The organism is Klebsiella sp. CN_Kp075, from assembly GCF_040065055.2.
Classification (GTDB): Bacteria; Pseudomonadota; Gammaproteobacteria; order Enterobacterales; family Enterobacteriaceae; genus Klebsiella; species Klebsiella aerogenes.
Genome location: NZ_CM198050.1, coordinates 2,959,358 through 2,984,436, shown reverse-complemented (window position 1 = coordinate 2,984,436; position 25,079 = coordinate 2,959,358). Strand labels below are relative to the sequence as shown.

At 57.6% G+C, this 25,079-nt stretch carries 21 protein-coding genes, 1 pseudogene and 1 CRISPR repeat array (1 of these 23 cut by a window edge); of the genes and pseudogenes, 10 read left to right on the top strand and 12 right to left on the bottom strand.

Annotated features, from left to right (window positions below; translation table 11 throughout):
* A CRISPR array of direct repeats spans window positions 1–1,169; the repeat unit is 28 nt; unit sequence GTCTTCCCCACGCACGTGGGGGTGTTTC (it extends 445 nt beyond the left edge of the window).
* A 68-nt stretch (window positions 1,170–1,237) separates the two neighbouring features.
* Window positions 1,238–1,612: a VOC family protein gene (locus tag ABLV78_RS14295; protein WP_047046552.1), complete on the bottom strand. Its 375-nt coding sequence runs from the start codon at window positions 1,610–1,612 to the stop codon at window positions 1,238–1,240.
* 511 nt (window positions 1,613–2,123) lie between these two features.
* Here ABLV78_RS14295 and ABLV78_RS14290 point away from each other — a divergent pair.
* The 5 genes and pseudogenes from ABLV78_RS14290 (at window position 2,124) to ABLV78_RS14270 (ending at window position 8,796) form a co-directional block, all read left to right on the top strand.
* Window positions 2,124–2,873: a gluconate 2-dehydrogenase subunit 3 family protein gene (locus ABLV78_RS14290; protein WP_161799853.1), complete on the top strand. Its 750-nt coding sequence runs from the start codon at window positions 2,124–2,126 to the stop codon at window positions 2,871–2,873.
* Between the two features lie 2 nt (window positions 2,874–2,875).
* On the top strand, window positions 2,876–4,660 hold the full coding sequence (locus ABLV78_RS14285) for a GMC family oxidoreductase (protein ID WP_045397725.1): 1,785 nt from the start codon (window positions 2,876–2,878) through the stop codon (window positions 4,658–4,660).
* Window positions 4,661–4,670: 10 nt separating this feature from the next.
* On the top strand, window positions 4,671–6,014 hold the full coding sequence (locus ABLV78_RS14280; protein WP_165430695.1) for a c-type cytochrome: 1,344 nt from the start codon (window positions 4,671–4,673) through the stop codon (window positions 6,012–6,014).
* 79 nt (window positions 6,015–6,093) lie between these two features.
* Window positions 6,094–8,205, top strand: a pseudogene (gene ccmI / locus ABLV78_RS14275) (c-type cytochrome biogenesis protein CcmI); the annotation flags it as partial.
* A gap of 66 nt (window positions 8,206–8,271) precedes the next feature.
* Window positions 8,272–8,796, top strand: coding sequence for a tetratricopeptide repeat protein (locus ABLV78_RS14270; protein WP_430915640.1), 525 nt, complete (start codon window positions 8,272–8,274; stop codon window positions 8,794–8,796).
* Between the two features lie 265 nt (window positions 8,797–9,061).
* Here the strand turns inward: ABLV78_RS14270 and ABLV78_RS14265 are convergent, their stop codons facing one another.
* The 3 genes from ABLV78_RS14265 to budA are packed head-to-tail and all read right to left on the bottom strand — an operon-like array spanning window position 9,062 to window position 12,323.
* Window positions 9,062–9,832 (bottom strand): (S)-acetoin forming diacetyl reductase, encoded by a 771-nt coding sequence (locus tag ABLV78_RS14265; protein WP_045397690.1) that lies wholly within the window; start codon window positions 9,830–9,832, stop codon window positions 9,062–9,064.
* A 22-nt stretch (window positions 9,833–9,854) separates the two neighbouring features.
* The gene (gene alsS / locus ABLV78_RS14260; RefSeq protein WP_047046546.1) at window positions 9,855–11,534 is read right to left on the bottom strand and encodes an acetolactate synthase AlsS; all 1,680 of its coding nucleotides are present in this window, start codon (window positions 11,532–11,534) and stop codon (window positions 9,855–9,857) included.
* Window positions 11,535–11,543: 9 nt separating this feature from the next.
* Window positions 11,544–12,323 carry an acetolactate decarboxylase gene (budA, locus tag ABLV78_RS14255; protein WP_015705188.1) on the bottom strand — a complete coding sequence of 260 codons (780 nt, stop codon included), beginning with the start codon at window positions 12,321–12,323 and terminating at the stop codon, window positions 11,544–11,546.
* Between the two features lie 106 nt (window positions 12,324–12,429).
* Here budA and ABLV78_RS14250 point away from each other — a divergent pair, with 106 nt between their 5' ends.
* A complete protein-coding gene (locus ABLV78_RS14250) occupies window positions 12,430–13,302 on the top strand; it encodes a LysR family transcriptional regulator (RefSeq protein WP_045397688.1) in 873 nt (290 codons plus the stop codon).
* Window positions 13,303–13,364: 62 nt separating this feature from the next.
* Here the strand turns inward: ABLV78_RS14250 and ABLV78_RS14245 are convergent, their stop codons facing one another.
* The 6 genes from ABLV78_RS14245 to ABLV78_RS14220 are packed head-to-tail and all read right to left on the bottom strand — an operon-like array spanning window position 13,365 to window position 19,090.
* Window positions 13,365–14,135 (bottom strand): 3-hydroxybutyrate dehydrogenase, encoded by a 771-nt coding sequence (locus ABLV78_RS14245; RefSeq protein WP_032707870.1) that lies wholly within the window; start codon window positions 14,133–14,135, stop codon window positions 13,365–13,367.
* Between the two features lie 23 nt (window positions 14,136–14,158).
* The gene (locus ABLV78_RS14240) at window positions 14,159–15,550 is read right to left on the bottom strand and encodes a GntP family permease (protein WP_045397687.1); all 1,392 of its coding nucleotides are present in this window, start codon (window positions 15,548–15,550) and stop codon (window positions 14,159–14,161) included.
* Between the two features lie 47 nt (window positions 15,551–15,597).
* The gene (locus ABLV78_RS14235; protein WP_047046543.1) at window positions 15,598–16,521 is read right to left on the bottom strand and encodes a 3-hydroxyacyl-CoA dehydrogenase family protein; all 924 of its coding nucleotides are present in this window, start codon (window positions 16,519–16,521) and stop codon (window positions 15,598–15,600) included.
* Between the two features lie 11 nt (window positions 16,522–16,532).
* Window positions 16,533–17,714: an acetyl-CoA C-acetyltransferase gene (locus tag ABLV78_RS14230; RefSeq protein ID WP_047046541.1), complete on the bottom strand. Its 1,182-nt coding sequence runs from the start codon at window positions 17,712–17,714 to the stop codon at window positions 16,533–16,535.
* A 9-nt stretch (window positions 17,715–17,723) separates the two neighbouring features.
* Window positions 17,724–18,380, bottom strand: coding sequence for a CoA transferase subunit B (locus ABLV78_RS14225; RefSeq protein WP_047046538.1), 657 nt, complete (start codon window positions 18,378–18,380; stop codon window positions 17,724–17,726).
* Window positions 18,381–18,382: 2 nt separating this feature from the next.
* Window positions 18,383–19,090 (bottom strand): CoA transferase subunit A, encoded by a 708-nt coding sequence (locus ABLV78_RS14220; RefSeq protein ID WP_047046533.1) that lies wholly within the window; start codon window positions 19,088–19,090, stop codon window positions 18,383–18,385.
* Window positions 19,091–19,230: 140 nt separating this feature from the next.
* Between ABLV78_RS14220 and ABLV78_RS14215 the strand changes: the two genes are divergently transcribed.
* On the top strand, window positions 19,231–20,121 hold the full coding sequence (locus ABLV78_RS14215) for a LysR family transcriptional regulator (protein ID WP_020079025.1): 891 nt from the start codon (window positions 19,231–19,233) through the stop codon (window positions 20,119–20,121).
* Window positions 20,122–20,166: 45 nt separating this feature from the next.
* Here the strand turns inward: ABLV78_RS14215 and ABLV78_RS14210 are convergent, their stop codons facing one another.
* Complete coding sequence (locus ABLV78_RS14210) at window positions 20,167–20,307, bottom strand: hypothetical protein (protein ID WP_015705194.1); 141 nt, start codon at window positions 20,305–20,307, stop codon at window positions 20,167–20,169.
* Window positions 20,308–20,621: 314 nt separating this feature from the next.
* Here ABLV78_RS14210 and ABLV78_RS14205 point away from each other — a divergent pair, with 314 nt between their 5' ends.
* Both ABLV78_RS14205 and ABLV78_RS14200 read left to right on the top strand, forming a co-directional pair.
* A complete protein-coding gene (locus ABLV78_RS14205; protein WP_047046530.1) occupies window positions 20,622–21,536 on the top strand; it encodes a DUF535 family protein in 915 nt (304 codons plus the stop codon).
* Between the two features lie 320 nt (window positions 21,537–21,856).
* Complete coding sequence (locus tag ABLV78_RS14200; RefSeq protein WP_047046527.1) at window positions 21,857–24,256, top strand: membrane-bound PQQ-dependent dehydrogenase, glucose/quinate/shikimate family; 2,400 nt, start codon at window positions 21,857–21,859, stop codon at window positions 24,254–24,256.
* A 68-nt stretch (window positions 24,257–24,324) separates the two neighbouring features.
* Here ABLV78_RS14200 and ABLV78_RS14195 read toward each other — a convergent pair whose 3' ends face one another.
* A complete protein-coding gene (locus tag ABLV78_RS14195; protein WP_047046525.1) occupies window positions 24,325–24,783 on the bottom strand; it encodes a winged helix-turn-helix transcriptional regulator in 459 nt (152 codons plus the stop codon).
* Window positions 24,784–24,843: 60 nt separating this feature from the next.
* Here ABLV78_RS14195 and ABLV78_RS14190 point away from each other — a divergent pair, with 60 nt between their 5' ends.
* Complete coding sequence (locus ABLV78_RS14190; protein ID WP_045397673.1) at window positions 24,844–25,074, top strand: tautomerase family protein; 231 nt, start codon at window positions 24,844–24,846, stop codon at window positions 25,072–25,074.
* Window positions 25,075–25,079 lie beyond the last annotated feature (5 nt).

Sequence of the window (25,079 nt, the reverse complement as noted above, 5' to 3'; positions counted from 1 at the left end):
GGGGTGTTTCTCAACATTGCTGAAAAAGCTGAACGACGGAAATGTCTTCCCCACGCACGTGGGGGTGTTTCTTCCGGGTTGGTGATGATGATCATATCGGTACCGTCTTCCCCACGCACGTGGGGGTGTTTCCCGGGGAATCTACTGCCTGAAGGGTTGAGCCAAGTCTTCCCCACGCACGTGGGGGTGTTTCTAAATTTTATCGTCGCGGTCTTTGTGGTCGGGGGTCTTCCCCACGCACGTGGGGGTGTTTCCACACACCAGGAGAAATAAGTGTCGACTATTGGGTCTTCCCCACGCACGTGGGGGTGTTTCCACCGATTGATGCCGCGCCGTAAGCACGATTGAGTCTTCCCCACGCACGTGGGGGTGTTTCTTTATCGACTGGTCGAAAGATGCGCTGCTCACTGTCTTCCCCACGCACGTGGGGGTGTTTCCGACAGCCACAAGTGAATGAGGTTAATAGTGGCGTCTTCCCCACGCACGTGGGGGTGTTTCCGGTGAACGCGTTGCACTGCGTAGCGGTGGCGTGTCTTCCCCACGCACGTGGGGGTGTTTCTCCGCTTTAACAGCCAGCGACGCCAGCGCGTATGTCTTCCCCACGCACGTGGGGGTGTTTCTCCTCAAGTGGTACGAGGACGGCGACAATAGCGGTCTTCCCCACGCACGTGGGGGTGTTTCTAATTACCGCGCCTTGCGGGACGTAGGTCTCGGGTCTTCCCCACGCACGTGGGGGTGTTTCTGAGCACGGGCTGACCATCAGTTTTGCTCGCAAGTCTTCCCCACGCACGTGGGGGTGTTTCCAATTCACTGCGCTTGATGGCAAGGTGGATGAAGTCTTCCCCACGCACGTGGGGGTGTTTCCGGGATTATCTCACCCTCAGAGAGCGAATCGCCGTCTTCCCCACGTACGTGGGGGTGTTTCTTGTTTTTCTGCCTGGGGGATTGTGCCGCCTGCGTCTTCCCCACGCACGAGGGGGTGTTTCTGGACGGCGACGTTGATCCAACCTGGTACCCTGGTCTTCCCCACACACGTGGGGGTGTTTCTACGGCACCGAATCGCAGCTGCTGGCTCAGGTTGTCTTCCCCACGCACGTGGAGGTGTTTCCGATGAATGGCCAATGATGACGGCATCCCAGTCGTCTTCCCCACGCAGGTGGGGGTGTTTCCAACTTCGACTGCGTTATCGCCCGTAGTGTGGAAGCTTGCTCCCAGCAGGCAAGGCGTTTTATGGGTTTTAGCCGTCTGCCAGATGACACACCGCTTCGATATTGTGTCCATCTGGCGCAATGACAAAGGCGGCGTAGTAATTGGCGTGGTAATTAGGCCGCAGTCCCGGCGCGCCGTTATCCTTGCCTCCGGCGGCCAGCGCCGCGTGCCAGAAGGCATCAACCTGCTCGCGGCTGTCGGCGCAAAAGGCGATATGCAGCGGCGCGGGTTTATCTTCGCTTTGATAGAGGCATAAAGAGGCATCGTTCGCCCCGGCTAGCTCCGCGCCGTAAGCCGGCTCGCCTTCGCCTGCCAGCGTCACGCCGAGCGGCGCCAGCGCCTGTAAAAAGAATGCCTTGCTCGCGGCATAATCACTGACGCCAAATTTGACATGATCGAACATAAATTCTCCTCGGTATTGGAAATATCTGTACGACATCACCGTGTCGTTAAAATGAGAAGGACACAGATACTGTTTTAATTAACAACGGTGATTAACTAATTTAACAGCTCGAATTGTTTAATTATTCATTAAGCGAGTATTTACAGGTGCTTAATCTGCCATGTACCATAAACAAAAAATAACAAATGTGATACATATCACCCTTTATTGGCGCTTTGGTAAAACCAAAGGCGCGTAATTTCCGCATGACTTACCGCACTCAGGTTATTAAATGCCCGATCTTATCGTGACAACCCGGTGAATATTTACGCCATTTTCCCGCGTTACGTTGAGAATCGTCTAATATCCAAACGATAACCCTATAAATCTTATCGCTATTGGCGATTTATTGTACGTCTTATTGGCCAAAGCCAGACGGTCTGTTTCGCAACAGTTCAATGGTATCGGTACCAGAGCGGGATTTGCTGGGCTTGTAAGCGACAAAACAGTATTTTTAATTGACAGGAATGTGATTATGTCGAGCGAGAAAACCAACAATTCAAGGCGTGATTTTTTAGTAAAATCAATGGCCTTGATTCCAACGGTCGTCATCGGCGGCGGCAGCGTGGGCGCCATTGGCGTGGCGGCGAGCGCCACGGCACAGGCGGCCTCCGCACCCTCAGCCGGTGGCAACGCGGCATCCAGCGACTGGAAGCCGCAATTCTTCAACGATCGCGAGTGGCTGTTTATCAACGCCGCCGTCGCTCGCTTAATCCCGGCTGATGAACTCGGTCCAGGCGCCAAAGAGGCCGGTGTGCCGGAATTTATCGACCGTCAGCTCAACACCCCTTATGCTACCGGTTCCATCTGGTATATGCAGGGGCCATTTAACCCCGACGTGCCGAAAGAGATGGGCTACCAGCTGCCGCTGGTACCAAAACAGATTTATAACCTCGGTATCGCCGATGCCGAAGAGTGGTGTCAAAACCAGTATCACAAGAGCTTTGCTGAACTGAGCGGCGAGCAGCAGGATGAGGCGCTCGGTCTGTGGGAATCCGGCAAGGCGCAGTTCAAACAGCTGCCGGCCTCGCTGTTTTTCTCCTATCTGTTGCAAAACACCCGCGAAGGCTTCTTTAGCGACCCTATCCATGGCGGCAATAAAGGTATGGTCGGCTGGACGCTGATTAATTTTCCCGGCGCGCGCGCCGACTTTATGGACTGGGTTGAACGAGGCGAACGCTATCCCTTCCCACCGGTATCAATTAATGGGGAGAGGGCGTAATCATGGCGACCGTATTGAAAAAAACCGATGTGGCGATCGTTGGCTTCGGCTGGGTTGGCGCGATCATGGCCAAAGAGCTGACCGAAGCGGGGCTCAACGTCGTCGCGCTGGAACGCGGTCCGATGCGCGATACCTGGCCGGACGGCGCTTATCCGCAGGTTATCGATGAACTGACCTATAACATCCGCCGCAAGCTGTTCCAGGATCTCTCTAAAAGCACGGTGACGATTCGTCACAATACCAGCCAGCAGGCGGTTCCCTACCGTCAACTGGCCGCCTTCCTGCCGGGCACCGGCGTTGGCGGCGCGGGTTTGCACTGGTCCGGCGTGCATTTCCGCGTCGATCCGATCGAACTGCGTATGCGCAGCCACTATGAAGAGCGCTACGGCAAAAACTTCATTCCCCAGGATATGATCATCCAGGATTTCGGCGTCACCTACGACGAACTGGAACCGTTCTTCGATAAAGCGGAAAAAGTCTTTGGCACCTCCGGTACCGCCTGGTCGGTCAAAGGGAAGGTTGTCGGTAAAGGCCGCGGCGGTAACGCCTTCGCGCCGGATCGCTCGGACGATTTCCCGCTGCCGGCGCAGAAAAATACCTGGTCGGCGCAGCTGTTTGAAAAAGCGGCGCTGGAAGTGGGCTATCATCCCTATAACCTGCCGTCAGCAAACACCTCCGACTCCTATACCAACCCGTATGGCGCGCAGATGGGGCCGTGTAACTTCTGTGGTTTCTGCAGCGGCTACGCCTGCTACATGTATTCGAAAGCCTCGCCGAACGTGAACATCCTGCCGGCGCTGCGCCAGGAAAAACGCTTTGAACTGCGTACCAACGCCAACGTACTGAAGGTCAATCTGACTGACGATAAATCCCGCGCCACCGGTGTGACCTATGTCGACGGTCAGGGCCGTGAAATGGAACAGCCGGCGGATCTGGTGATTATCGGCGCCTTCCAGTTCCATAACGTGCATCTGATGCTGCTTTCCGGGATTGGTAAACCGTACAATCCTGAGACTGGCGAAGGGGTGGTCGGGCGTAACTTCGCCTATCAAAACATGACCACTATCAAGGCCATTTTCGATAAAGATACCTTCACCAACCCGTTCATCGGTGCGGGCGGCAACGGCGTTGGCGTCGATGACTTCAACGCCGATAACTTCGATCACGGCGCGGCGGGCTTCGTCGGCGGTTCGCCGTTCTGGGTTAACCAGGCGGGGACCAAGCCTATCTCCGGCCTGCCGGTGCCTCCGGGTACTCCGGCGTGGGGCAGTAAGTGGAAATCGGCGGTGGCCGACACCTACACGCACCACCTGTCGATGGATGCCCACGGCGCGCATCAGTCCTATCGCCAGAACTATCTCGATCTCGATCCGAACTACAAAAACGTCTTTGGTCAGCCGCTGCTGCGCATGACCTTCGACTGGCAGGAAAACGACATCAAGATGGCGCAGTTTATGTTCGATAAGATGGCGCCAATCGCCAAAGCGATGAAACCGAAATATATGCTCGGCAGCCCGAAAAACGCCAATAGCCACTTTGACACCACCAGCTACCAGACCACCCATATGAACGGCGGCGCGGTGATGGGCGAAGATCCGAAGACCAGCGCGGTGAACCGTTATCTGCAGAGCTGGGACGTGCATAACGTCTTTGTCATCGGCGCTTCCGCTTTCCCGCAGGGGCTGGGCTACAACCCGACGGGTACCGTTGCCGCGCTGGCCTACTGGTCGGCGAAGGCTATCCGCGAACAGTACCTGAGAAATCCGGGTCCATTGGTGCAGGCATAAGGGAAAGCAAATCATGAAAATGCAATGGTTATCGGCACTGGTTCTCGGTGCGTTAAGCTGCGCGGCGTTCGCCGAAGAGGTGCCCGCGGACAGCAATCTGATTAAGCAGGGCGAATATCTGGCGCGCGCCGGCGACTGCGTGGCCTGCCACACCAACGGTAAAGAGGGCAAACCTTTTGCCGGCGGTTTGCCGATGGAAACGCCGATCGGCACCATTTATTCCACCAACATCACGCCGGACAAAGCGAACGGTATTGGCGGTTATACCTTCGAAGAGTTTGACGACGCGGTGCGTAAAGGCGTGCGTAAAGACGGCTCCACGCTCTATCCGGCGATGCCGTATCCTTCCTTCGCCCGTATCAACGAAGCGGATATGCGCGCCATGTACGCCTACTTTATGCACGGCGTGGAGCCGGTGAACGTCGCCAACAAAGACACGGACATCCCGTGGCCGCTGTCGATGCGCTGGCCGCTGGCGTTCTGGCGCGGCATCTTCGCTCCGACGCCGAGCGACTTTGTCGCCAATCCGCAGGTGGATCCGGTACTGGAGCGCGGTCGTTATCTGGTGGAAGGGCTTGGCCACTGCGGCGCCTGCCACACCCCGCGTAGCCTGACGATGCAGGAAAAAGCGCTTAGCGAAAGCGAAGGCGATGATTACCTGGCGGGTAGCAATGCGCCGATTGACGGTTGGGTGGCTTCCAGCCTGCGCGGTGAAAATCGCGACGGTCTGGGGAGCTGGAGCGAAGCCGAGCTGGCCGAGTTCCTGAAAACCGGGCGCAATGATAAATCCGTGGTCTTCGGCGGCATGAGCGACGTGGTTGAGCACAGTCTGCAGTATCTCTCGAATGACGATATCACCGCTATTGCCCGCTATCTGAAGTCGTTACCGCCGCGCGGCGGTAAACAGACGCCAGCTCCGGTTGAAGATAGCGTGGCGAAAGATCTGTGGAAAGGCGATGACAGCAAAACCGGCGCGGCGCTGTACGTCGATAACTGCGCCGCCTGCCACCGTACCGACGGCGTCGGTTATAAACGCGCGTTCCCGTCGTTGAAAGGCAACCCGGTGGTACAGACTGAAGATGCGACCTCGCTGATTCACATCATTCTGACCGGCAACACCACGCCGGCGGTGAAGGATGCGGTCTCGAACCTGACCATGCCGTCGTTCGGCTGGCGCCTTGACGATCAACAGGTCGCGGATGTGGTCAACTTCATCCGCACCAGTTGGGGCAACAACGCGCCGCCGGTGAGCGCCAGCGATGTGGCGAAAGTACGTAAAGATAAGTCGATGATTCGCGATGAAAAGGCGTTAGGTAACGCCGACGTCTCGAAACTGCCGGCTGCTGCAGAGTAACTGGGCCGGGGCGGGGCACTGGATTCGCCCCGCCTGAGGTAAAAAACGTGATGACACCTGAACAACAGGGGACACAGCCATGATGCCGGAACTGGGCAACTATCTGCTGTGTCTGGCGGCGGGGCTGGCGCTGCTGCTAAGTATCTTTCCGCTATGGGGCGCGGCGCGTCAGGAACGATGGTTGATGGCATTAGCCCGGCCGCTGGCCTGCGCGCTGTTTATTTGCATCATCGGCGCGTTTGCGCTGCTGGTGCATGCCTATGTAATCAATGACTTCACCATCCGCTACGTGGCGGAAAACTCCAACACCGCGCTGCCGGTGTGGTACCGGGTGGCGGCTACCTGGGGAGCGCACGAAGGCTCTTTGCTGCTGTGGGTGCTGCTGCTCAGCGTGTGGACGTTCGCCGTCGCGCTCTTCAGCCGACAGATGCCGTCCGACGCGGTGGCGCGGGTGCTGGCGGTGATGGGGATGATCGCCTTCGGTTTCCTGCTATTTATCCTGTTCACCTCCAATCCGTTCAGCCGCAGCCTGCCGCTGTATCCCGTAGATGGCCGCGATCTCAATCCTATGTTGCAGGATATCGGGATGATTTTTCATCCACCAATCCTTTACATGGGCTACGTTGGCTTCTCGGTGGCCTTCGCCTTCGCGATTGCGTCGCTGCTGGCGGGGCGGCTGGATACCGCATGGGCGAGATGGTCGCGCCCGTGGACGCAGGCGGCGTGGATGTTCCTGACACTTGGGATCGTGCTGGGCTCGGCGTGGGCCTATTACGAACTGGGCTGGGGCGGCTGGTGGTTCTGGGACCCGGTGGAAAATGCCTCGTTTATGCCGTGGCTGGTTGGCACCGCGTTGCTGCATTCCCTGGCGGTAACCGAAAAGCGCGGCAGCTTCCGCGCCTGGACCGTGCTGCTGGCGCTGGCTGCGTTTTCGCTGTGCCTGTTGGGGACTTTCCTTGTGCGATCTGGCGTGCTGGTATCGGTGCACTCCTTTGCCTCCGATCCGGCGCGCGGGATGTTTATTCTTGCCTTGCTGACCCTCGCGATTGGCGGCTCGCTGCTGCTGTATGCGGTGAAAGGTGGGCGAGTGCGGGCGCGAGTGGAACATACGCTCTGGTCGCGCGAGTCGTTCCTGCTTGGCAACAATATTCTGCTGATGGCCGCGATGCTGGTGGTGCTGTTAGGCACGCTGCTGCCGCTGGTGCACAAAGCGCTGGGTCTGGGGACGATATCGATCGGCGAACCGTTCTTCAATACCATGTTCACCGCGCTGATGGCGCCGTTTGCGCTGCTGCTGGGGCTGGGGCCGCTGATTCGTTGGCGGCGCGACCAGCCGGGTAAACAGCTTAAACGACTGGCGATATCTCTTCTGGTGACGTTGTCACTTTCTCTGGCGTTGCCATGGCTGCTTCAGGACCGCATCACCGCGATGGCGGTCATCGGCCTGATGATGGCGCTGTGGGTGCTTATCTTCGCGCTGATTGAAGTCCACGAGCGGGCCACGCATCGCCACGGTTTCTGGCGCGGCCTGCGTACCTTAACGCGCAGCCAGTGGGGCATGGTGCTCGGCCATGTCGGCGTGGCGGTAACCGTTATTGGCATCACCTTCAGCCAGAACTACAGCATCGAGCGCGATGTCCGCATGCGGGCTGGCGACAGCCTCGATATTCATCGTTATCACTTCGTCTTCAAGGGCGTGCGTAATATCGTCGGGCCGAACTGGAGCGGCGGCGAGGGCGTGATTGCCGTCAGCCGCAACGGTCGCCCGGAAGCCACGCTGTATGCTGAAAAACGCTTTTACACCGCCAGCCGAATGATGATGACCGAAGCGGCCATCAGCGGCGGGTTTACCCGCGATCTTTACGCCGCGCTGGGTGAAGAACTGGATGATGGCAGCTGGGCGGTGCGTCTGTACTATAAACCGTTCGTGCGCTGGATCTGGTACGGCGGCGTACTGATGGCGCTGGGTGGGCTCTGTTGCATGCTCGATCCGCGTTACCGCCGGTCGCGGCAACAGAAAACAGCAGCGGATCGCAATGACATCAACCGCTCGCTGTACCAGTCCCGACTGCGCGAACTTGAGCAGGAGCGTACTGATAGTAATGAAGCGATGATCGTCGAGCTGCAACGTACGTTGTTGGCGGATATTTCGCCGCAGGAACCGACGCGCGTTCGGCCGCTTAGCCGCTGGTTGCTGTTACCGGGGGCGCTATTATTGGTTTTCGTCAGCGGCGGGCTCTATCTGAAAACCAGCGATGTGGGTCAGGTGCTGCTGTGGCGACAAAGCGAGCGCCATTATCCCGCGCTGCTGGCGCAGGCGAAAGATCCGACCGCGGCGCCGCTGCGGATGGATGAGTTGGCCCAGTTGAGGCTTGGGCTGCGCAGCCATCTGCAGGATAGCCCTGACGATCTCGCCGGCTGGCAACTGCTTGGGCGGCTTGGCCTGCTGCTAAACGATGGCGAGACGGCGATCGGCGCGTTCGGGCGGGCGCATAAGCTGGCGCCGGATGACCCGGCGGCAAGTTTTGATTACGCCAGCGCGCTGGTACGGGCGGGCGATAACGCGCAGATGCGGATGGGCGAGCTGTTGCTGCGCGAGCTGCATCAGCGGCAGCCGAAAAACCTGCCGGTGCTGGAGATGCTGGCGCTCAGCGCGGTACGTAATGAAGACTATCCGCAGGCGGTAGCGGCGCTACAGCAGCTACTGATGTTGTTGCCGGAGGGCGATGCCCGCCGCGAGGCGATTGCCCGCCAGTTGGCGCAGGCGCAGCAGGCTCGGTAGTAGATACTGTTATCGGTTGGCAACGGTTTTGTCGCACAGGGGGGGGCCCGGAGGCGGCGCGTTGCGCCTTCTCCGGGCTACCAAACCGTACAGCGCTGTAGCCCCGGTAAGCGGCAGCGCCACCGGGGGTTTGGAGGCCATTGGTACCGGCAGGGCCGCAGGCCGGGTAAGGCGTAGCCGCCATCCGGCAAAATAACGGCGTAACAGACGAAAAAAAGCCCCTGCGAACAGGCAGGGGCAAACCATGTCAGAGCTTATTTTTTTATTAATTAAATACCATGCCGCCATCGATCAGCAGCGATTGACCGGTCATATAATCGGAATCCGGGCTGGCAAGATAAGAGACGCAGGCGGCGACATCTTCTGGCTCCGACAGGCGACCAAGGGTGATGCGTTTGGCGAATTCTGCGGTGCCATAGCCCAGAGGTTTACCGGCCGCTTCAGAGACCTGACGATCGATCTCGGCCCACATCGGCGTTTTCACAATCCCCGGGCAGTAGCCGTTGACGGTAATACCCAGCGGCGCCAGGTCGCGGGCGGCGGTTTGCGTTAAACCGCGTACAGCGAATTTGCTCGAGCTGTAGACCGCCAGTTCCGGGTTGCCGACGTGGCCGGCCTGCGAACAGGCGTTGATGATTTTGCCGCCGTGACCCTCTTTTTTAAAGGCATCGACTGCCGCCTGAATCCCCCAGATCACCCCTTTAACGTTGATGTTGTAGACCTTGTCGACAATCTCCGGCGTAATGGATTCGATAGGCGTCGATGGCGCAACCCCGGCGTTGTTGACGATGACGTTGAATCCGCCCAGCGTTTTCCGCGCCTGTTCGACGGCGGCAAACACCTGCTCGCGGTCGGAAACATCGACTTTGACTGCGATTGCCCGGCCGCCGTGCTGATTGATTTCATCCGCCACGGCTTTTGCAGTAGCGTCATTGTAATCGGCGATCGCCACGGCAAAACCGTCCTTCACGAGGCGTAACGCGATAGCTTTACCAATGCCCTGACCGGCGCCGGTGACAAGTGCGACTTTTTTCATTTCCATTTCCTTTTGTGATGACTTAAAGAATCTGACTCAGGTGTAGCTGGCCCATCAGCAGCGGGTTATCGCGATAATCCACGGGGATGGCGACCACCGCAGGGCCGTCGACGTCCATCGCCGCGCGTAGCGTCGGCTCCAGCGCATCAGCGCTTTCCACCGCAAACCCTTTCGCGCCGAAGGATTCGGCATAGGCTTTAAAATCCATTGGCCCGAACTCGACGCCGGACAGGCGTTGATATTTTTTCTCTTCCTGGATAGCAACCATGTTGTAGCCGTTATCGACCCAGATAAGATGCAGGATGTTGGCTTTGAGGCGGACCGCCGTTTCCAGCTCCATACTGGATTGCAGAAAACCGCCATCGCCGGAGACCGAGACCACTTTGCGCTGCGGATTGACCAGCCAGGCCCCGATGGCCCACGGCAGGGCGACGCCCATGGTTTGCTGACCATTGGAGATCATCACCTGACGGGCGCGGAAGCTGTAGAGATAGCGGGCGATCCAGATATGGAAGCTGCCCATATCGACCGTCAGCGTGACGTCGCTGTTGACGATATCCTGCATGGCGCGAACGATGCGCAGCGGGTGCAGGGCGAACTGATTCAACTGCGCTCCGCGGCGGTCAAGCAGTTCCCGCTGATGCTGGCGGTCGTGGAGGATTTCAGCGGCCTGCGGCGAGAGCACCAGCCGATGATCGATATTTTGCGCCAGCTTGTTCAGCGTGCCGGCGATGTCGCCCACCAGCTCGACATCCGGCGTGTAGTTACGCTCTTCATAGGCGGGCAGTACGTCGATATGTACCAGCGTCGCGTTGCCGCTGTTCCACATCGCCGGTTCGTATTCCACCGGGCTATAGCCGATGCAGATAACCAGGTCGGCCAGTTGCAATAAGCGGTCACCGGCCTGATTGTTAAACAGCCCGACGCGCCCGGCGAAGCGCGAGAAGTTATCCTGATTGACCGCCCCGGCTGCCTGATAGGTGCTGGTGACCGGAATATGGCTGGTTTCCAGCAAACGATGCAGCGCGGCGCTGTTTTCCGTCTGGCTGGCCATCAATCCAAGCAGGAACACCGGATTCTTCGCCTGGGCAATCAACTTCGCGACCTGATTGATTGCCTCGTCAGGCGCGGCGCCCATCTGCGGCGCGCTGCTGGCGGGCAGCACTTTGCCGGTCGCCGGACCATCGACGACATCCTGCGGCAAGCTGACGAAGGCGCTGCCCGGGCGCCCCTGCTCGGCGGCGCGAAAGGCATTAGAAACCACTTCCGCCAGCGCATCCGGCGAGGTCACTTCCACGGCGTATTTGGTGACCGGGCTGAACATCGCCACCGTGTCCATACTCTGATGCACCTGTTTGGCTTTATCGGCGCGTTTGACCGCGCCGCCCAATGCCACCACCGGGTCGCCTTCGCTATTAGCGGTGGCCATGCCGGTTATCAGGTTGGAACAGCCCGGACCGGAGGTCACCAGCGCGACGCCCGCTTTGCCGGTAATACGCCCGACCGCGGCGGCCATAAAGGCGGCATTGGCCTCGTGGCGCACTGGAATAATGCGGATTGAGGAGTCCAGTAACGAGTCGAAAACCTTATCGATTTTAGCGCCGGGGATCCCGAAGACCTGGCGTACACCTTGCGCTTCCAGTTGGCTGACGACCAGATCGGCGCCGTGCGCCCACTGGCGCAGCGGATACTGTTTGTCCATGTGAACCTCCTAACTTTCTACTGAACGGATGGCGGCATCGAGATTGTCGGGATGCAAATTGGCCTGCAGGAACGCGCTGTCGGCGGGAAGATCGATCATCAGCTTATGAATTTCGCCGAAGGTCAACACCCCATGGTCGAGCTGGTAGTCCAGCAGGTGGCCGCCGCCCTGGCGGTCATCGGTGATAAAGTGTTCGTGATAGCCGGCGACGTTAATTCCCTGCATATGCTGTGGGGTACGAAAACCGACCAGTACGCCGTCACGCTGGTTAAAGCGGAACACCGGCTGATCGTCGAGTACGTCGGTCATCGCCCGGTAGGGCGGCGTCTGACGCGGCACGGTGCGGGTATGGGCGTGGCGGAAATGACCATCGATTCGCAGCGCGCAGAACAGATTGTCGGAAGGGATTTGCTGGTCAATAACCTCATGCAGCTGCTGGCGGCTGACCGGATGGTCAAAGGTTTTACGGTACTGCGGCTGAAACCAGGTCATTACCGCAAACGGGGTTTTCTGTTCCGGACGCGCTTTACGCGCGCTGCCGTCGGCACGCAGTTGATACACCTGGCTGCTAAACGCGATCAGCTCGCCGTCGAGTTCATTAAAAGTGCCGAGCCCGAAATCGCCGTGCTTCAGCAGGTCCGCAATGGTGGTGGTACCTTCGTAGACGCCGCTAAGCAGGGCGCTCATCAGCGAAGTTTGATATAGCACGCTATCGGGATGCTGGGCGGAAAACGCGCGTAGCGTTTCACACAGACTCTCTTCGCAGGTGCAATCTGAAGCATGATTCATGAGCCACTTCCTCGTTCAACAAATATAAGAAAGGTTAAATAAAGGTTGACCCGATTCAGCTCACAGTTCCAATATAGAAACCATGCTGGTTTGAGACGTTTTCGATATGGAACTTCGTTATCTACGCTATTTTGTCGCCGTCGCCCGGACGCGGCACTTCACCCGGGCAGCGAAAGAACTGGGTATCTCACAGCCACCGTTAAGTCAGCAAATTCAGCGGCTTGAGCGAGAGGTTGGCACTCCGCTGTTGCGTCGGCTAACCCGCGGGGTGGAGCTGACCGAAGCCGGGGAGTCCTTTTATGAAGATGCCTGCCAAATCCTCGCGCTGAGCGATGCGGCGCTGGAAAAGGCCAAGGGCATTGCCCGCGGCATGAACGGCAGTCTGTCGTTAGGTATTACCAGTTCTGATGCTTTCCATCCGCAAATCTTCACCTTGCTGCACCGTTTTCAGCTAGAACATCCGGGCGTCGCCCTCCATCAACAGGAAGGCAACATGGCGAATTTGATGGCGGCGCTGAGCGAGGCGGAGATCGATATCGCCTTTGTCCGCCTGCCGTGCGAAAGCAGCAAGGCGTTTAATCTGCGTATCATTGATGAGGAGCCAATGGTCATCGCACTGCCGCGCGATAATCCATTGTCAGCGGAGCCAACGCTGGCGCTGGAGCAGCTGCGGGACGTCGCGCCGATCCTCTTCCCGCGTGAAGTGGCGCCGGGTTTGTATGAGCTGGTGTTCAATAGCTGCCTGCGCGCCGGTATTGATATGAACCGCGCCAGGCAGTCGTCGCAGATTTCATCGTCGCTGAGTATGGTAAACGCCGGATTTGGTTTCGCGCTGGTGCCGCAGTCGATGACCTGTATCGCGCTGCCCAACGTCAGCTATCAATCGATACAGGGGACGCCGGTTAAGACCGATATTGCCATCGCCTGGCGCCGTTTTGAGCGCTCGCGTACGGTGAAGCGATTTTTGGAGATGTTCTAATTCCCGGGGCGCATAGCGTGACCCAACGGAGATACGCTGACCTTTTCTCCGTTGGGTTAGCGTTACTGCGCCACCCAGCCGCCATCCATATTCCACGCCGCGCCGCGAACCTGCGCGGCGGCGTCGCTGCATAAAAATAGCGCCATTTCCCCCAGTTGCTGAGGCGTCACGAATTCGCCGGAGGGTTGTTTTTCGGCAAGCAGCTGCGCTCTGGCCTGCTCCGGGTCGGCCCCCTCGGCGATACGTTTATCGATCTGCTGCTGAACCAGCGGCGTCAGCACCCAACCGGGGCAAATCGCGTTGCAGGTAATGCCGGTACGCGCGGTCTCCAGCGCCAGCGTTTTGCTAAAACCAATCACCCCATGCTTAGCGGCGACATAGGCGGATTTCTCTTTCGAGGCGACTAACCCATGCACGGAGGCAATATTAATAATCCGCCCCCAGTTGCGCTCGCGCATGCCCGGCAGCGCCAGGCGGCTGGTGTGGAAAACGCTGGACAGATTTATCGCCAGAATATCGTTCCATTTTTCCACCGCGAACTGCTCCACCGGCGCAACATGCTGGATACCGGCGTTATTAATCACAATATCGACGCCGCCAAATTCGCTTTCGGCATAGCGCATCATGGCTTCAATTTGCCCGACGTCGCGCAGGTCGGCATCGTGATAGCCGGGAATTTTACCCAGCGCGGCAACCTCGGCTCGCGCGCTCGTGCTGTCGCCAAAACCATTCAACACCAGCTGCGCGCCGGCCTGCGCCAGTACTTTGGCAATGCCTAAACCAATACCGCTGGTGGAGCCGGTGACCAACGCTGTTTTACCGTTTAAATTCATTTCGTTACTCCTTACATCAGGCATCAGACAATGCCGGTTAAATAGAACACGGCAATGACAAACAGAACCGCGAGGCTTTTGATAAGCGTAATGGCGAAAATGCCGCCGTAAGCCTGGCGATGACTTAAGCCGGTGATTGCCAGCAGCGTGATGACGGCGCCGTTATGCGGCAGGGTATCCATGCCGCCGCTGGCCATCGACGCGACGCGGTGCAGTACCTCAAGCGGGATATTGGCGGCGTGCGCGGCGGCCACGAAGGTATCTGACATCGCCGCCAGCGCGATGCTCATTCCGCCGGAGGCGGAACCGGTGATCCCGGCCAGTACGGTGACGCTTATCGCCTCGTTTAACAGGGGATTGGGAATAGCGGTCAGTGCTTTCGACAACACCAGGAAACCCGGCAGGGCGGCAATCACCGCGCCGAAACCATATTCCGAAGCGGTATTCATCGCCGCGAGGATCGCGCCACCCACCGCCGTACGGCTGCCTTCCGCCAGACGGCCGCGGATATTGCGAAATCCGAACAACAGCACCACGACGATGCCGGACAGCAGCGCGGCCTCGACGGCCCAGATAGCGGTGATTTTGCCGACCTCGGTGACGATGGGTTTGGCAAGCCCAGGCAGGGTCAGCTCGTGGCTGGCGCCATACCACTGCGGGATCCAGCGGGTAAACAGCAGGTTCAGCACGCCGACCAGCAGCAGCGGGGCAATGGCGATCAGCGGATGCGGCAGATTGATGTTATCCGGCGTCTGCGGCTCGTTTTGCAGATCGGTACCGTAACCCTCGCCATTCGCGAGCGCTTTACGCCGCTGTCGTTCCAGCCACAGTAAACCGAAGGTGATGATAAACAGTGAACCTATCAACCCAAGCCAGGGGGCGGCCCAGGCGTTGGTGCCAAAAAAGCTGGTGGGGATAATGTTCTGGATCTGCGGGGTGCCCGGCAGGGCATCCATAGTGAAGGAGAACGCGCCCAGCGCGACGGTTGCCGGGATCAGCCGCTTCGGGATACCGCTCTGGCGAAACAGTTCGGCGGCAAAGGGATAGACCGCAAACGCCACCACGAACAGCGAAACGCCGCCGTAGGTCAGCAGGGCGCAGACCAGCACGATCACCGGGATCGCATGTCGCCGCCCGAGAATTTGAATCGCGGCGGCGACGATGGAGCGCGAGAAGCCCGATAGTTCAATCAGCTTGCCAAAGACGGCTCCGAGCAGGAATACCGGAAAATAGAGCTTCACGAAACCGACCATTTTTTCCATAAACAGGCCGGTAAAGGTGGGGCCTACCGCGCTCGGGTCGGTGAGCAAAACCGCTCCAAGCGCGGCGATAGGGGCAAACAGGATAACGCTGTATCCACGATACGCAGCCAGCATCAGTAATGCCAGCGCGGCCAGGGCAATCAACACACTCATTACGACTCCTCACTATCATTGTTATTGTCGGGGTACAAAACGAGAAGTTACGGTTTCAGGGCGTAGCGCAGCTGATGTTCACGGCGCGACTGTATTCGTTTCTGCCGGGCCTCATCCCAGCGATAAAAACCTTGCCCGCTACGGGCGCCGGTATCGCCTTGCGCGACCTTGTCGGCGACCAGCGACATCATGTCGCTGCCCGTGGCCAGTTCCGGCAGCAGGTGCTGGCAGATATCCTGGACCGTCGCCAGACCGGTCATATCGGCGGCTTCCAGCGGGCCGACCATCGCGTAACGGCGGCCGAGCGAGGCGCGCATCACTTTGTCGACCACTTCTGGCGAAGCGATGCCGCTCTTGACGATATGCAGCGCTTCGCGCAGCAGGGCGAACTGTAGTCGGTTGCCGACGAACCCCGGCGCGGCGCGGTTGAGTACTACCGCTTCCAGCGAGCAGGAGGATAAAAAGTCGCTGACCTGGTTGGCGAGATGCGGCAGGGTAGCGCTACCCGGCACCACTTCCACCAGCGGGATAAAATGCGGCGGATGCCAGAAGTGGGCGATTAACAAGCGCTCCGGATGCCGCATCCCCTGCGCCAGCCGATCCGGCGGTAGTCCGCTGGTGTTGCTGGCGATGATAGCTTCGTCGGCGATCAGCGTTTCCAGTTCCCGGTATAAGGCGTGCTTGAGCGCCAGACGCTCCGGAATCGCTTCGATCAGCAAGCTGGCGTCAGCAAGATCGCCTAATGCCGTGGTGCCGGACAGGCGCGAGAGCACCGACGCACGCTGAGCGGCGTCAAACTGCTCGCACTCTTCAAGCTCGCGCAAAATGGCGGCGGCGACGCTCTGGATCTCGCTAATGCGCGCCGGGTCGGTGTCGTAGAGGCGTACGGCGTGGCCGTGGCGGGCAAAATGGCAGGCGATGCCGACGCCCATCAGGCCGGCGCCCAGTACCGCCAGTTGTAGTGTAAACATAGTGGCTCCTGTTAACGTTCGATGGTCATCGCGATACCCTGACCGCCGCCGACGCAAAGCGTCGCCAGGCCTTTGCCGACATCGCGGCGCTGCATTTCGTGCAGCAGACTAACCAGAATGCGACATCCTGAGGCGCCAATCGGGTGGCCGAGCGCGATAGCGCCGCCATTGACGTTGACCTTCTGGTTGTCCCACTCCAGCAATTTACCGACTGCCAGCGCCTGTACGGCAAAGGCCTCGTTGGCTTCGATGAGATCCACCTCATCCAGCGCCCAGCCGGCGCGCTGCAGCGCCTTCCGGCAAGCGCTTACCGGACCGATACCCATTACGGACGGATCGACGCCGGCCACCGCAGAGCTGACTATTCGCGCCAGCACCGGCAAGCCAAGCTGCCGCGCTTTATCGACGCTCATCAATAAGACTGCCGCCGCGCCATCGTTGAGTGAAGAGGCATTGCCCGCGGTAACGCTGCCATCTTCTGTGCGGAAGGCCGGGCGCAACTGCGCCAGCTGTTGTTCGCTGGTTTCCGGGCGCGGCTGTTCGTCTGCGTCCACCCTGCGCGGCGCTTTTTTACCCTGAGGGACGCTCAGCGGCACTATCTCAGCCTGAAAGCTTCCGGCGGCTATCGCGGCGGCGGCTTTGCGCTGCGAAAGGGCGGCGAAGGCATCCTGCTGGGGGCGGGAGATGTCAAAGGCGTCGGCAAGGTTCTCGGCGGTGATGCCCATGTGATAGTCGTTAAACGCATCCCATAATCCGTCCTGAATCATGCTGTCCTGCATGCTGGCATGGCCGAAGCGCAGGCCATCGCGCGCGCCCTGAACCAGATACGGGGCATTGCTCATGCTCTCCTGGCCGCCGGCGATAACGATCTCCGCCTCGCCGCTGCGAATGGCCTGTACTGCCTGTTGCACGGCTTTCAGCCCGGAACCGCAAACCAGATTGACGGTAACGGCCGGGGTTTCGACCGGTAGCCCGGCGCGCAGCGCGGTTTGTCGCGCCGGATTCTGTCCACAGCCGGCGGTTAATACCTGACCAAAAATCAGTTCGTCAACGGCGCTGGCCGGTAGCTGTGTGCGTTCAAGCAGACCACGCACTACGGCGGCGCCAAGCTCGACGGCGGAAAGGGAAGATAAGGCGCCGCGAAAACTGCCGATTGGCGTACGTAGCGCGCAGACGATAGCGACTTCTTTCATATTGCCTCCTTAGTTGAAGCGCATTTCGCGGACGTCATCGGCAATGACCAACCGTCCAGCCGTTTTACGGGCAATTTCGTCAATGCTGACGCCGGGAGCGTATTCGCGCAGAACAAAGGCGCCGTCGCTAATTTCCAGAAGCGCGAGATCGGTCAGTACCCGGCGAATACAGCCCGCGCCGGTGAGCGGCAGGGTGCACTGCGCCAGCAGTTTGGATTCGCCGTTTTTCGAAGCGTGCGTCATCACCACGATGATGTTTTGCGCGCCGGCCACCAGATCCATGGCGCCGCCCATGCCTTTCACCATTTTCCCGGGGATCATCCACGAGGCGATATTGCCCGCGACATCGACCTCAAAAGCGCCCAGAACCGTGAGATCGACGTGGCCGCCGCGGATCATGGCGAAGGACTGGGCGGAGTCAAAGATAGCCGCCCCGGTTTGTGCGGTAACGGTCTGCTTGCCGGCGTTAATCATGTCGGCATCAATCGTTGACTCATCGGGAAATTCGCCCATCCCCAACAGGCCGTTTTCCGACTGCAGCATCACTTCAATACCGGCGGGAATATAGTTAGCGACCAGCGTGGGAATGCCGATACCGAGATTGACATAATCGCCGTCGCGCAGTTCCTGGGCGACGCGCATCGCCATTTGTTCGCGAGTTAACATGTTCAGTTCCCTCCGGCGCGCAGCGTGCGCTGTTCAATACGTTTTTCGAATTGCCCGACGATCAGCCGGTCGACATAAATACCGGGCGTGTGGATGGCGGAAGGAGGGAGTTCGCCTGGCGCGACGATTTCTTCGACTTCCACTACCGTGATCCGCCCGGCGGTGGCCATCAACGGGTTAAAATTCTGCGCGGTATGGCGGTAGACCACGTTACCGTACCAGTCGGCTTTCCAGCCCTTAACAAGGGCGAAATCGCCGCGAATGGCCTCTTCGAGAATGTAATTTTTACCGTCGAACTGACGCACTTCTTTGCCTTGCGCCACCGGCGTGCCGTAACCGGTCGCGGTATAGAATCCGGGGATCCCGGCGCCGCCGGCGCGAATTTTCTCGGCAAGCGTCCCTTGCGGCGTCAGCTCCACGGCGAGTTCGCCGCTTAGTACCAGCTGTTCGAAGAGGGCGTTTTCGCCCACGTAGGAAGCCACGACTTTGCGCACCTGGCGCGTTTCCAGCAGCATGCCGAGACCAAAGCCATCGACGCCGCAGTTATTAGAAACTACCGTCAGGCCCTGTACCTGGCGGCGTTTGACCTCGGCAATTAAGTTTTCCGGAATGCCGCACAGGCCGAAGCCGCCGGCCAGTAACGTCATGCCATCGGTTAATCCGTCCAGCGCCGCTTCATAGCTGGCGACGCGCTTATCCAGTCCTGCCATCATTTTTCTCCTGCCTTGCGATGGCTCTATCATTAAGGGCGCCGACTGATTTGATAATTTTGAATTTGTGACCCACTCATTTGGATTTTTTATTAATTTATCGTTAACTAAATTATTTCAATTAGTTAACAGGTGGAAAAATGAGAATGAGTGTCAAACAGTTACGCGCGTTTCTAGCGGTAGCTCACACTCTCAATTTCGCCCACGCCAGCGAGCGCCTGAACCTGTCGCAGCCGGCGCTGAGTTTGACCATCAAGGGGCTGGAAGAGGCGCTTGGCGGCGCGTTGCTGCAGCGCAGCACCCGCAAAGTGACCTTAACCCAGGAGGGAGAGACCTTTCTGCCGATGGCCCGCCAGCTGCTGGCGGACTGGGACAATGCCGAAGAGGCGATGCGGCAAAGTTTCACCCTGCAGCGGGGAAAGATCTCCGTCGCCGCGATGCCGTCGTTTGCCGCTAACGTGCTACCGGAAGTGCTTAAAGCCTTTCGCGACCGCTATGCGGGAGTCAACGTGACGGTGCATGACGTGATTAATGAGCAGGTCATTGAGATGGTGCGTGAAGGCCGGGTGGAGATGGGGATCGCGTTTGAGCCATCGCCAGGCAACAATCTGTTGTTTACGCCGCTGGCGGTGGATCGCTTTGTGGCGATCGTACCGAAAACGTCGCCTTTAGCGAGTAAAAAGCAGTTAAGCTGGCGTGAACTGCTGACGCTGGATTTCATTACCCTGCAGCGACCGTCGGCGGTGCGTTTGATGCTGGAAGAAGAGCTGGCGCGCAGCGGCAGCCAGTTGGACGTGGCGCTGGAAAGTCATCAGTTGGTCACCGTTGGGCGGATGGTCGCCAGCGGTCTGGGCGGCAGCGCGGTGCCCGCGTTATGCCAGTCGCAGATGCAGTCGCTGGGAGCGGTTTGTCTGCCATTAAGCGATCCGCCGATTGAAAAGTGTATTGGCGTTATTCACGCCGGACATATGCAGTTGTCGAAAGCGGCGCAGGCGCTGCTGGAAACGCTGAAGGGTTTTTTGCCCGCTTAGGTCGTTTACAGATAAAAAAACCGGCCTGGTTAGCCGGTTTAATCATTAGATTTTGCAGGCATCGCCGCAATCATCATCGGCAACAATCGCCTGCGCTTTTTTGTCTGCTTCGTCCAGGCGTTCAGCGTTACGTTCTTCCGCTTCTTCCAGGCCGCTAAACACCAGGTTGTCGAGATCAATTTCCATGAGTTACCCACTTTGCTACTTTTTTGACTGTCGGCAGAGTATAGGTCAAAACAATGGAAGGTTGCACCCCGCGCCCGAAGCTATCGCACAGAGCGTTAATCGTCAGCTTGTTTTTGGTAGCGGAGTGGAGGGGTATTAGTCAATAACCGCTATTATTCATAGTTGACATTATTCATTTATTATATGAAAGCATAAAATGATAATTTTCGGATTGTTTCTTAAATGAAATGACAACGAACCAGTAAATAACGATTGACCCGTTTCAGATATGGTAATATGGCCGCGATTATGGATGAGTCTATGGACCTTGATCAATGGTATCGATAACAGCATCTGCCATCAAAGAATGGCGGAGAAATAATAAAGTCATTTGTCACGTAAAACTTAAATATAAAAAGGTATTGCGAAAATGTCGCGAAATACCTTTAACAGGAGGTAAGTACAAGGAATATCAACGGCTTTGCCAGACATACACATGTGCAAAATTGACCAGTGCGACACCGGGGCTGGTACATTTTGAAGATAAGCCTTTTAAGGCATATTTAAATAAGCGAATGTCGAAAAGAGCTAAACTGAATATTGCCCATGGCGCTTTGAATTTTATTGAAAAAAGCTTTCAGGCGGAAATATTACCGCAGTTGTATAATGTATCGTCGTTCGGTTGCTCGATGATTACCATCCCGTTGAAGAATGGAACCAGCCTGGAAGTGAAACTTCTGGCCTCGCCGTTCCAGGAAGAGGGGGAACTGATGCTGCAGATGTTCTTTGAAAATAAACGCGTATATAGCGTCTGTTTTTCCTGCACGGATCAAGGAAGCGCGTGGATTGGCGGTATTCAGGGCGGTAAAGACATTAGCAACGATGAAGTGAAGTCGTTGACCAAAGAGCTCTACGGCACGCGGCCAAAAAACCTGATTATCACCTTGCTGTACGGGTTATTGCGCCACTTTAATATCCGTGAGATCTACGCCATCGACAGCGACTACCATGTGAAGAGCGACAAGGTGAAAGCCAGTTACTCAGAGTTGTGGTTAGAAATCGGCGGCGAGAAGCAGCGGCGCGGTTGGTACAAATTACCTCCACAAGAGATTAAAAAAAGTCTTGAAGAGGTGAAAAGTAAACATCGCAGCCAGTTCATTAAACGTGAGAGTTTAAAAGAGCAGGCGCAGTTGGATCTGATCGCAGCATTACGGCAGATTAGCGTAGGTAACAACACCAACCAACCATAATACTGGATTGCCGATTCGCCGGGGGCGGCGGGTCGGCAAGCCATGATTGATGCCATCTTCTTCCTTGCGGCCCCGTCTAACACCACTCTCCTTTACAACCTGCTCATCTATCAAATCCAGTTTATAAATTAAAAAATTTTAAACATTTTATGCGGTTAAATTTTACATAAAATTTACATGTCCATATACTTTCTTACGTTCTTCGCCCTGGTTTGGGGCGTCCAACCAACAGGTTAACTGCGCTGTACGGCATCGCTTATCGATCGGCGCTTTAAAATAAATGCTTTGGTTATATCGACATATGTCGAATGGGATGAAATATGGACGAACAAAAAGGTCATGGTCGAAGGATCTTCTTCACCATATACCGATTGCTTTTTGTGTTACTGAGTTTTGGCATTGGGATTTTCTTAACTATCTGGGGGGGCAAGCTGCTCTCGCTCGGCGGCAGCGCCTGGTATCTGTTAGCCGGTCTCGCTTATCTCATCATCGCCGTCGGTTACTTCACTCGTAGTCAATACGCGCTTCCTCTTGCTGTTCTTACCTTTCTGTTAACGCTGGCCTGGGCGCTGTATGAAGTGCAGCTCAGCTACTGGGGCTTGATCCCTCGTCTGGTGGTTCCTGCGCTGATGCTGATGCTGGCCCTGTGGCTGGCGGCGGCGATGCCGGTGGCTCGCGTGCGTCTGGCGAACTGGAGCGCGACGGTTATCTTTATTGCGCTGCTGGCGACGCTGGTTTCGGCGTTCTACCCGCACGGCGGCATCCATAATGGCGTCGTGAAAGCGGCGAATGGCAACAGCGCGACGCAGGCGGCAAAAAGCGATAACTGGGAATTCTTCGGCCGCGATGCCTCCGGCACCCGTTTTGCGCCGTATACAGATATTACCCCGGAAAACGTTCATAAGCTGAAAGTTGCCTGGACCTACCACACAGGCCGCCGCCTGACCGGCCCGGCCATTGGCGTTGACGAAAATACGCCGCTGCAAATTGGCGATACGCTGTATTCCTGTACGCCGCTTAACGTGGTGACCGCCATTGATGCCGATACCGGCAAGGCGCGCTGGCGCTTTGACCCGCACGCGCAGACGGCGGAACATGTGACCTGCCGCGGCGTGGGTTACTATGATGTGCAGAGCGACGATACGCTCAGCGCGGAAGAAAAAGCGAGCCCGGCGCTGCAACAGTGTTCGCAGCGGATCATGGTATCGACCGTGGATGCGCGCCTGCTGGCGCTGAATGCGAAAACCGGCGAACTGTGCGATGACTTCGGCGACCACGGCAGCGTGGATCTGAAGCAGGGCATGGGCGACACCGAAAACAGCAAACGCTACCATCCGACTTCAACGCCGGTGATCATGGGGCATATTGCGGTGCTGGGCGGCTGGGTACGCGATATCGTACACGGCGAGCCATCCGGGGTCGTACGCGCTTATGACGTACGCGATGGTAAAGTCGTCTGGGCCTGGGATGTCGGCAAGCCGGAAAATATCACCGATCCGGAAAAAGGCCGCGTTTATACGCTCGAAACCCCGAACGTGTGGACCATTCCCGGCTTTGATAAAGAGCTGAATCTGGTTTATCTGCCGACCGGTAACGGGCCGCCGGACTACTGGGGCGGCGATCGGAATGAAGCGAAAGAGAAATATGGCTCCGCGGTGGTGGCGGTGGATGCCAGTACCGGTAAAACAAAATGGGTTTTCCAGACCGTTCACCACGATATCTGGGATTACGACCTGCCATCGCAGCCGGTACTGTTCCACATGAAAAACGAGCAGGGCGAGGACGTCCCGGTTCTGATCCAGACCACCAAAACCGGACAGATTTACGTGCTCGACCGCCGCACCGGCAAACCGGTGACCCGCGTCGAAGAACTGCCGGTCGCTCATCAGGGAGCGGAGGGCGAACATCTGTCTGCCACCCAGCCGTTCTCTACCGGCATGCCGCAGTTAGGCGTCGAGCCGCTGAGCGAAAAATCAATGTGGGGCGTGACGCCGTTCGACCAACTAATGTGCCGTATCGATTTTAAAGAGTCGACCTACCTTGGCATGTATACGCCGCCGTCAGAGAAACCGTATATCGAGTGGCCAAGCCTGCTCGGCGGCATGAACTGGGGCGGCATCACCATCGATGAACGTACCGGCACGCTGTTCGTCAACGATATGCGTATGCCGTTGCGGATGTCGCTGGTGCGCAAAGAAGAGATGGCGAAATACAAAGTCTCCACCGACGAAGTCCCTGGCTTTATGGGCACCGTTCGCCCGCAAGTTGCCGGGCCTTACGGCGGCGTACGTATCGACATCCTGCAGTCCGCGCTGGGCGTGCCCTGTAATACCCCGCCGTTTGGTACCATGAGCGCTATTGACCTGAACAACCGTCAGCTCTTGTGGCAGGTGCCGATGGGCTCGGTAGAAGATACCGGGCCGCTGGGGATGAAAACCCATCTGCATATCCCGTTGGGAATGCCGACGCTGGGCGGCCCAACCTCCACCGCCTCGGGCCTGGTGTTCTTCGCCGGTACCCAGGATAACTATCTGCGGGCGCTGGATTCCGCCAGCGGTAAAGAGCTGTGGCGCGCTCGCTTGCCGGTTGGCGCGGTAGCGGCGCCGCTGGTCTACAAATCGCCGAAAACCGGCAAAGAGTACGTGCTGATTTCCGCCGGCGGCGCCAGCCACTCGCCGGACGTCGGTGACGATATCATCGCCTACGCGCTGGAGGAATAACGTCTCTAAACGAAACAGGTCCCGGAAACGGGACCTGTTACTGACTGACAGCCCGCGCGTAGCAGGGGTCAATCCTGGACTTTTACTATCTGAACATCGCTTTGCGCAATACGCTGCCCTGCGGCATTGACGTAGGCCAGAGACACCGGCGCACCGCTGGTTTTATCTACTAACTGGATATGCGGCGACGTATGTAAGAGTTGCTGATGTCCCCATTCCATCAGGGCAAAAAGAACCGGCGCCAGGCTGCGGCTCTTTTCGGTCAGCGTATATTCATAACGCTCACGCGCCCCCGCTTCGCGATAGGGAAGTTTACGTAGTAGCCCCACATCAACCATCAATTTTAAACGCTGAGTTAACGTCTGTTTGCTCATTCCGGTATGAGCGCGAATCGTTTCGAAACGCGTCACGCCGTAAAACGCCTCTCTTAAAATCAATAAAATCCATTGATCGCCAACAATTTTAGCGCTTTCCGCCAGGCCGCAAAGTTCCGCGGGCAGGTAAGGGGATGAATTATCTTTTGACATGATTTAGGTTATCTCCTAACCTGAGTTTGAAATATAGACTCAGTTAATCAGGAGAATACTGTGCCTTTTGTTAATGTGCAAACGATTAAAGGGATCATGACCGCTGAACAGAAGAATGAACTGCTGCGTCGCATGACTGACCTCATGGTGGAAATTGAAGGCCGGGGCGATCCGCAATTCCGTCAGTCCGTCTGGATCCGCATTGATGAACACGAGCCGGAACAGTGGAGTCTCGGAGGAATACAGCCGACAGCGGAGATGATAGCGGCAAAATTTGCCGCTAAACGATGATCTTA

Coding starts and splice junctions, on each gene's coding strand:
- alsS (WP_047046546.1), bottom strand. CDS start 11,534: ATGGACAAACAGTATCCGCTGCGCCAGTGGGCGCACGGCGCCGATCTG.
- ABLV78_RS14245 (WP_032707870.1), bottom strand. CDS start 14,135: ATGAATTTAAACGGTAAAACAGCGTTGGTCACCGGCTCCACCAGCGGT.
- budA (WP_015705188.1), bottom strand. CDS start 12,323: ATGAATCATGCTTCAGATTGCACCTGCGAAGAGAGTCTGTGTGAAACG.
- ABLV78_RS14265 (WP_045397690.1), bottom strand. CDS start 9,832: ATGAAAAAAGTCGCACTTGTCACCGGCGCCGGTCAGGGCATTGGTAAA.
- ABLV78_RS14250 (WP_045397688.1), top strand. CDS start 12,430: ATGGAACTTCGTTATCTACGCTATTTTGTCGCCGTCGCCCGGACGCGG.
- ABLV78_RS14225 (WP_047046538.1), bottom strand. CDS start 18,380: ATGTTAACTCGCGAACAAATGGCGATGCGCGTCGCCCAGGAACTGCGC.
- ABLV78_RS14285 (WP_045397725.1), top strand. CDS start 2,876: ATGGCGACCGTATTGAAAAAAACCGATGTGGCGATCGTTGGCTTCGGC.
- ABLV78_RS14295 (WP_047046552.1), bottom strand. CDS start 1,612: ATGTTCGATCATGTCAAATTTGGCGTCAGTGATTATGCCGCGAGCAAG.
- ABLV78_RS14215 (WP_020079025.1), top strand. CDS start 19,231: ATGAGAATGAGTGTCAAACAGTTACGCGCGTTTCTAGCGGTAGCTCAC.
- ABLV78_RS14235 (WP_047046543.1), bottom strand. CDS start 16,521: ATGTTTACACTACAACTGGCGGTACTGGGCGCCGGCCTGATGGGCGTC.
- ABLV78_RS14195 (WP_047046525.1), bottom strand. CDS start 24,783: ATGTCAAAAGATAATTCATCCCCTTACCTGCCCGCGGAACTTTGCGGC.
- ABLV78_RS14200 (WP_047046527.1), top strand. CDS start 21,857: ATGGACGAACAAAAAGGTCATGGTCGAAGGATCTTCTTCACCATATAC.
- ABLV78_RS14230 (WP_047046541.1), bottom strand. CDS start 17,714: ATGAAAGAAGTCGCTATCGTCTGCGCGCTACGTACGCCAATCGGCAGT.
- ABLV78_RS14220 (WP_047046533.1), bottom strand. CDS start 19,090: ATGGCAGGACTGGATAAGCGCGTCGCCAGCTATGAAGCGGCGCTGGAC.
- ABLV78_RS14205 (WP_047046530.1), top strand. CDS start 20,622: ATGGTATCGATAACAGCATCTGCCATCAAAGAATGGCGGAGAAATAAT.
- ABLV78_RS14210 (WP_015705194.1), bottom strand. CDS start 20,307: ATGGAAATTGATCTCGACAACCTGGTGTTTAGCGGCCTGGAAGAAGCG.
- ABLV78_RS14240 (WP_045397687.1), bottom strand. CDS start 15,550: ATGAGTGTGTTGATTGCCCTGGCCGCGCTGGCATTACTGATGCTGGCT.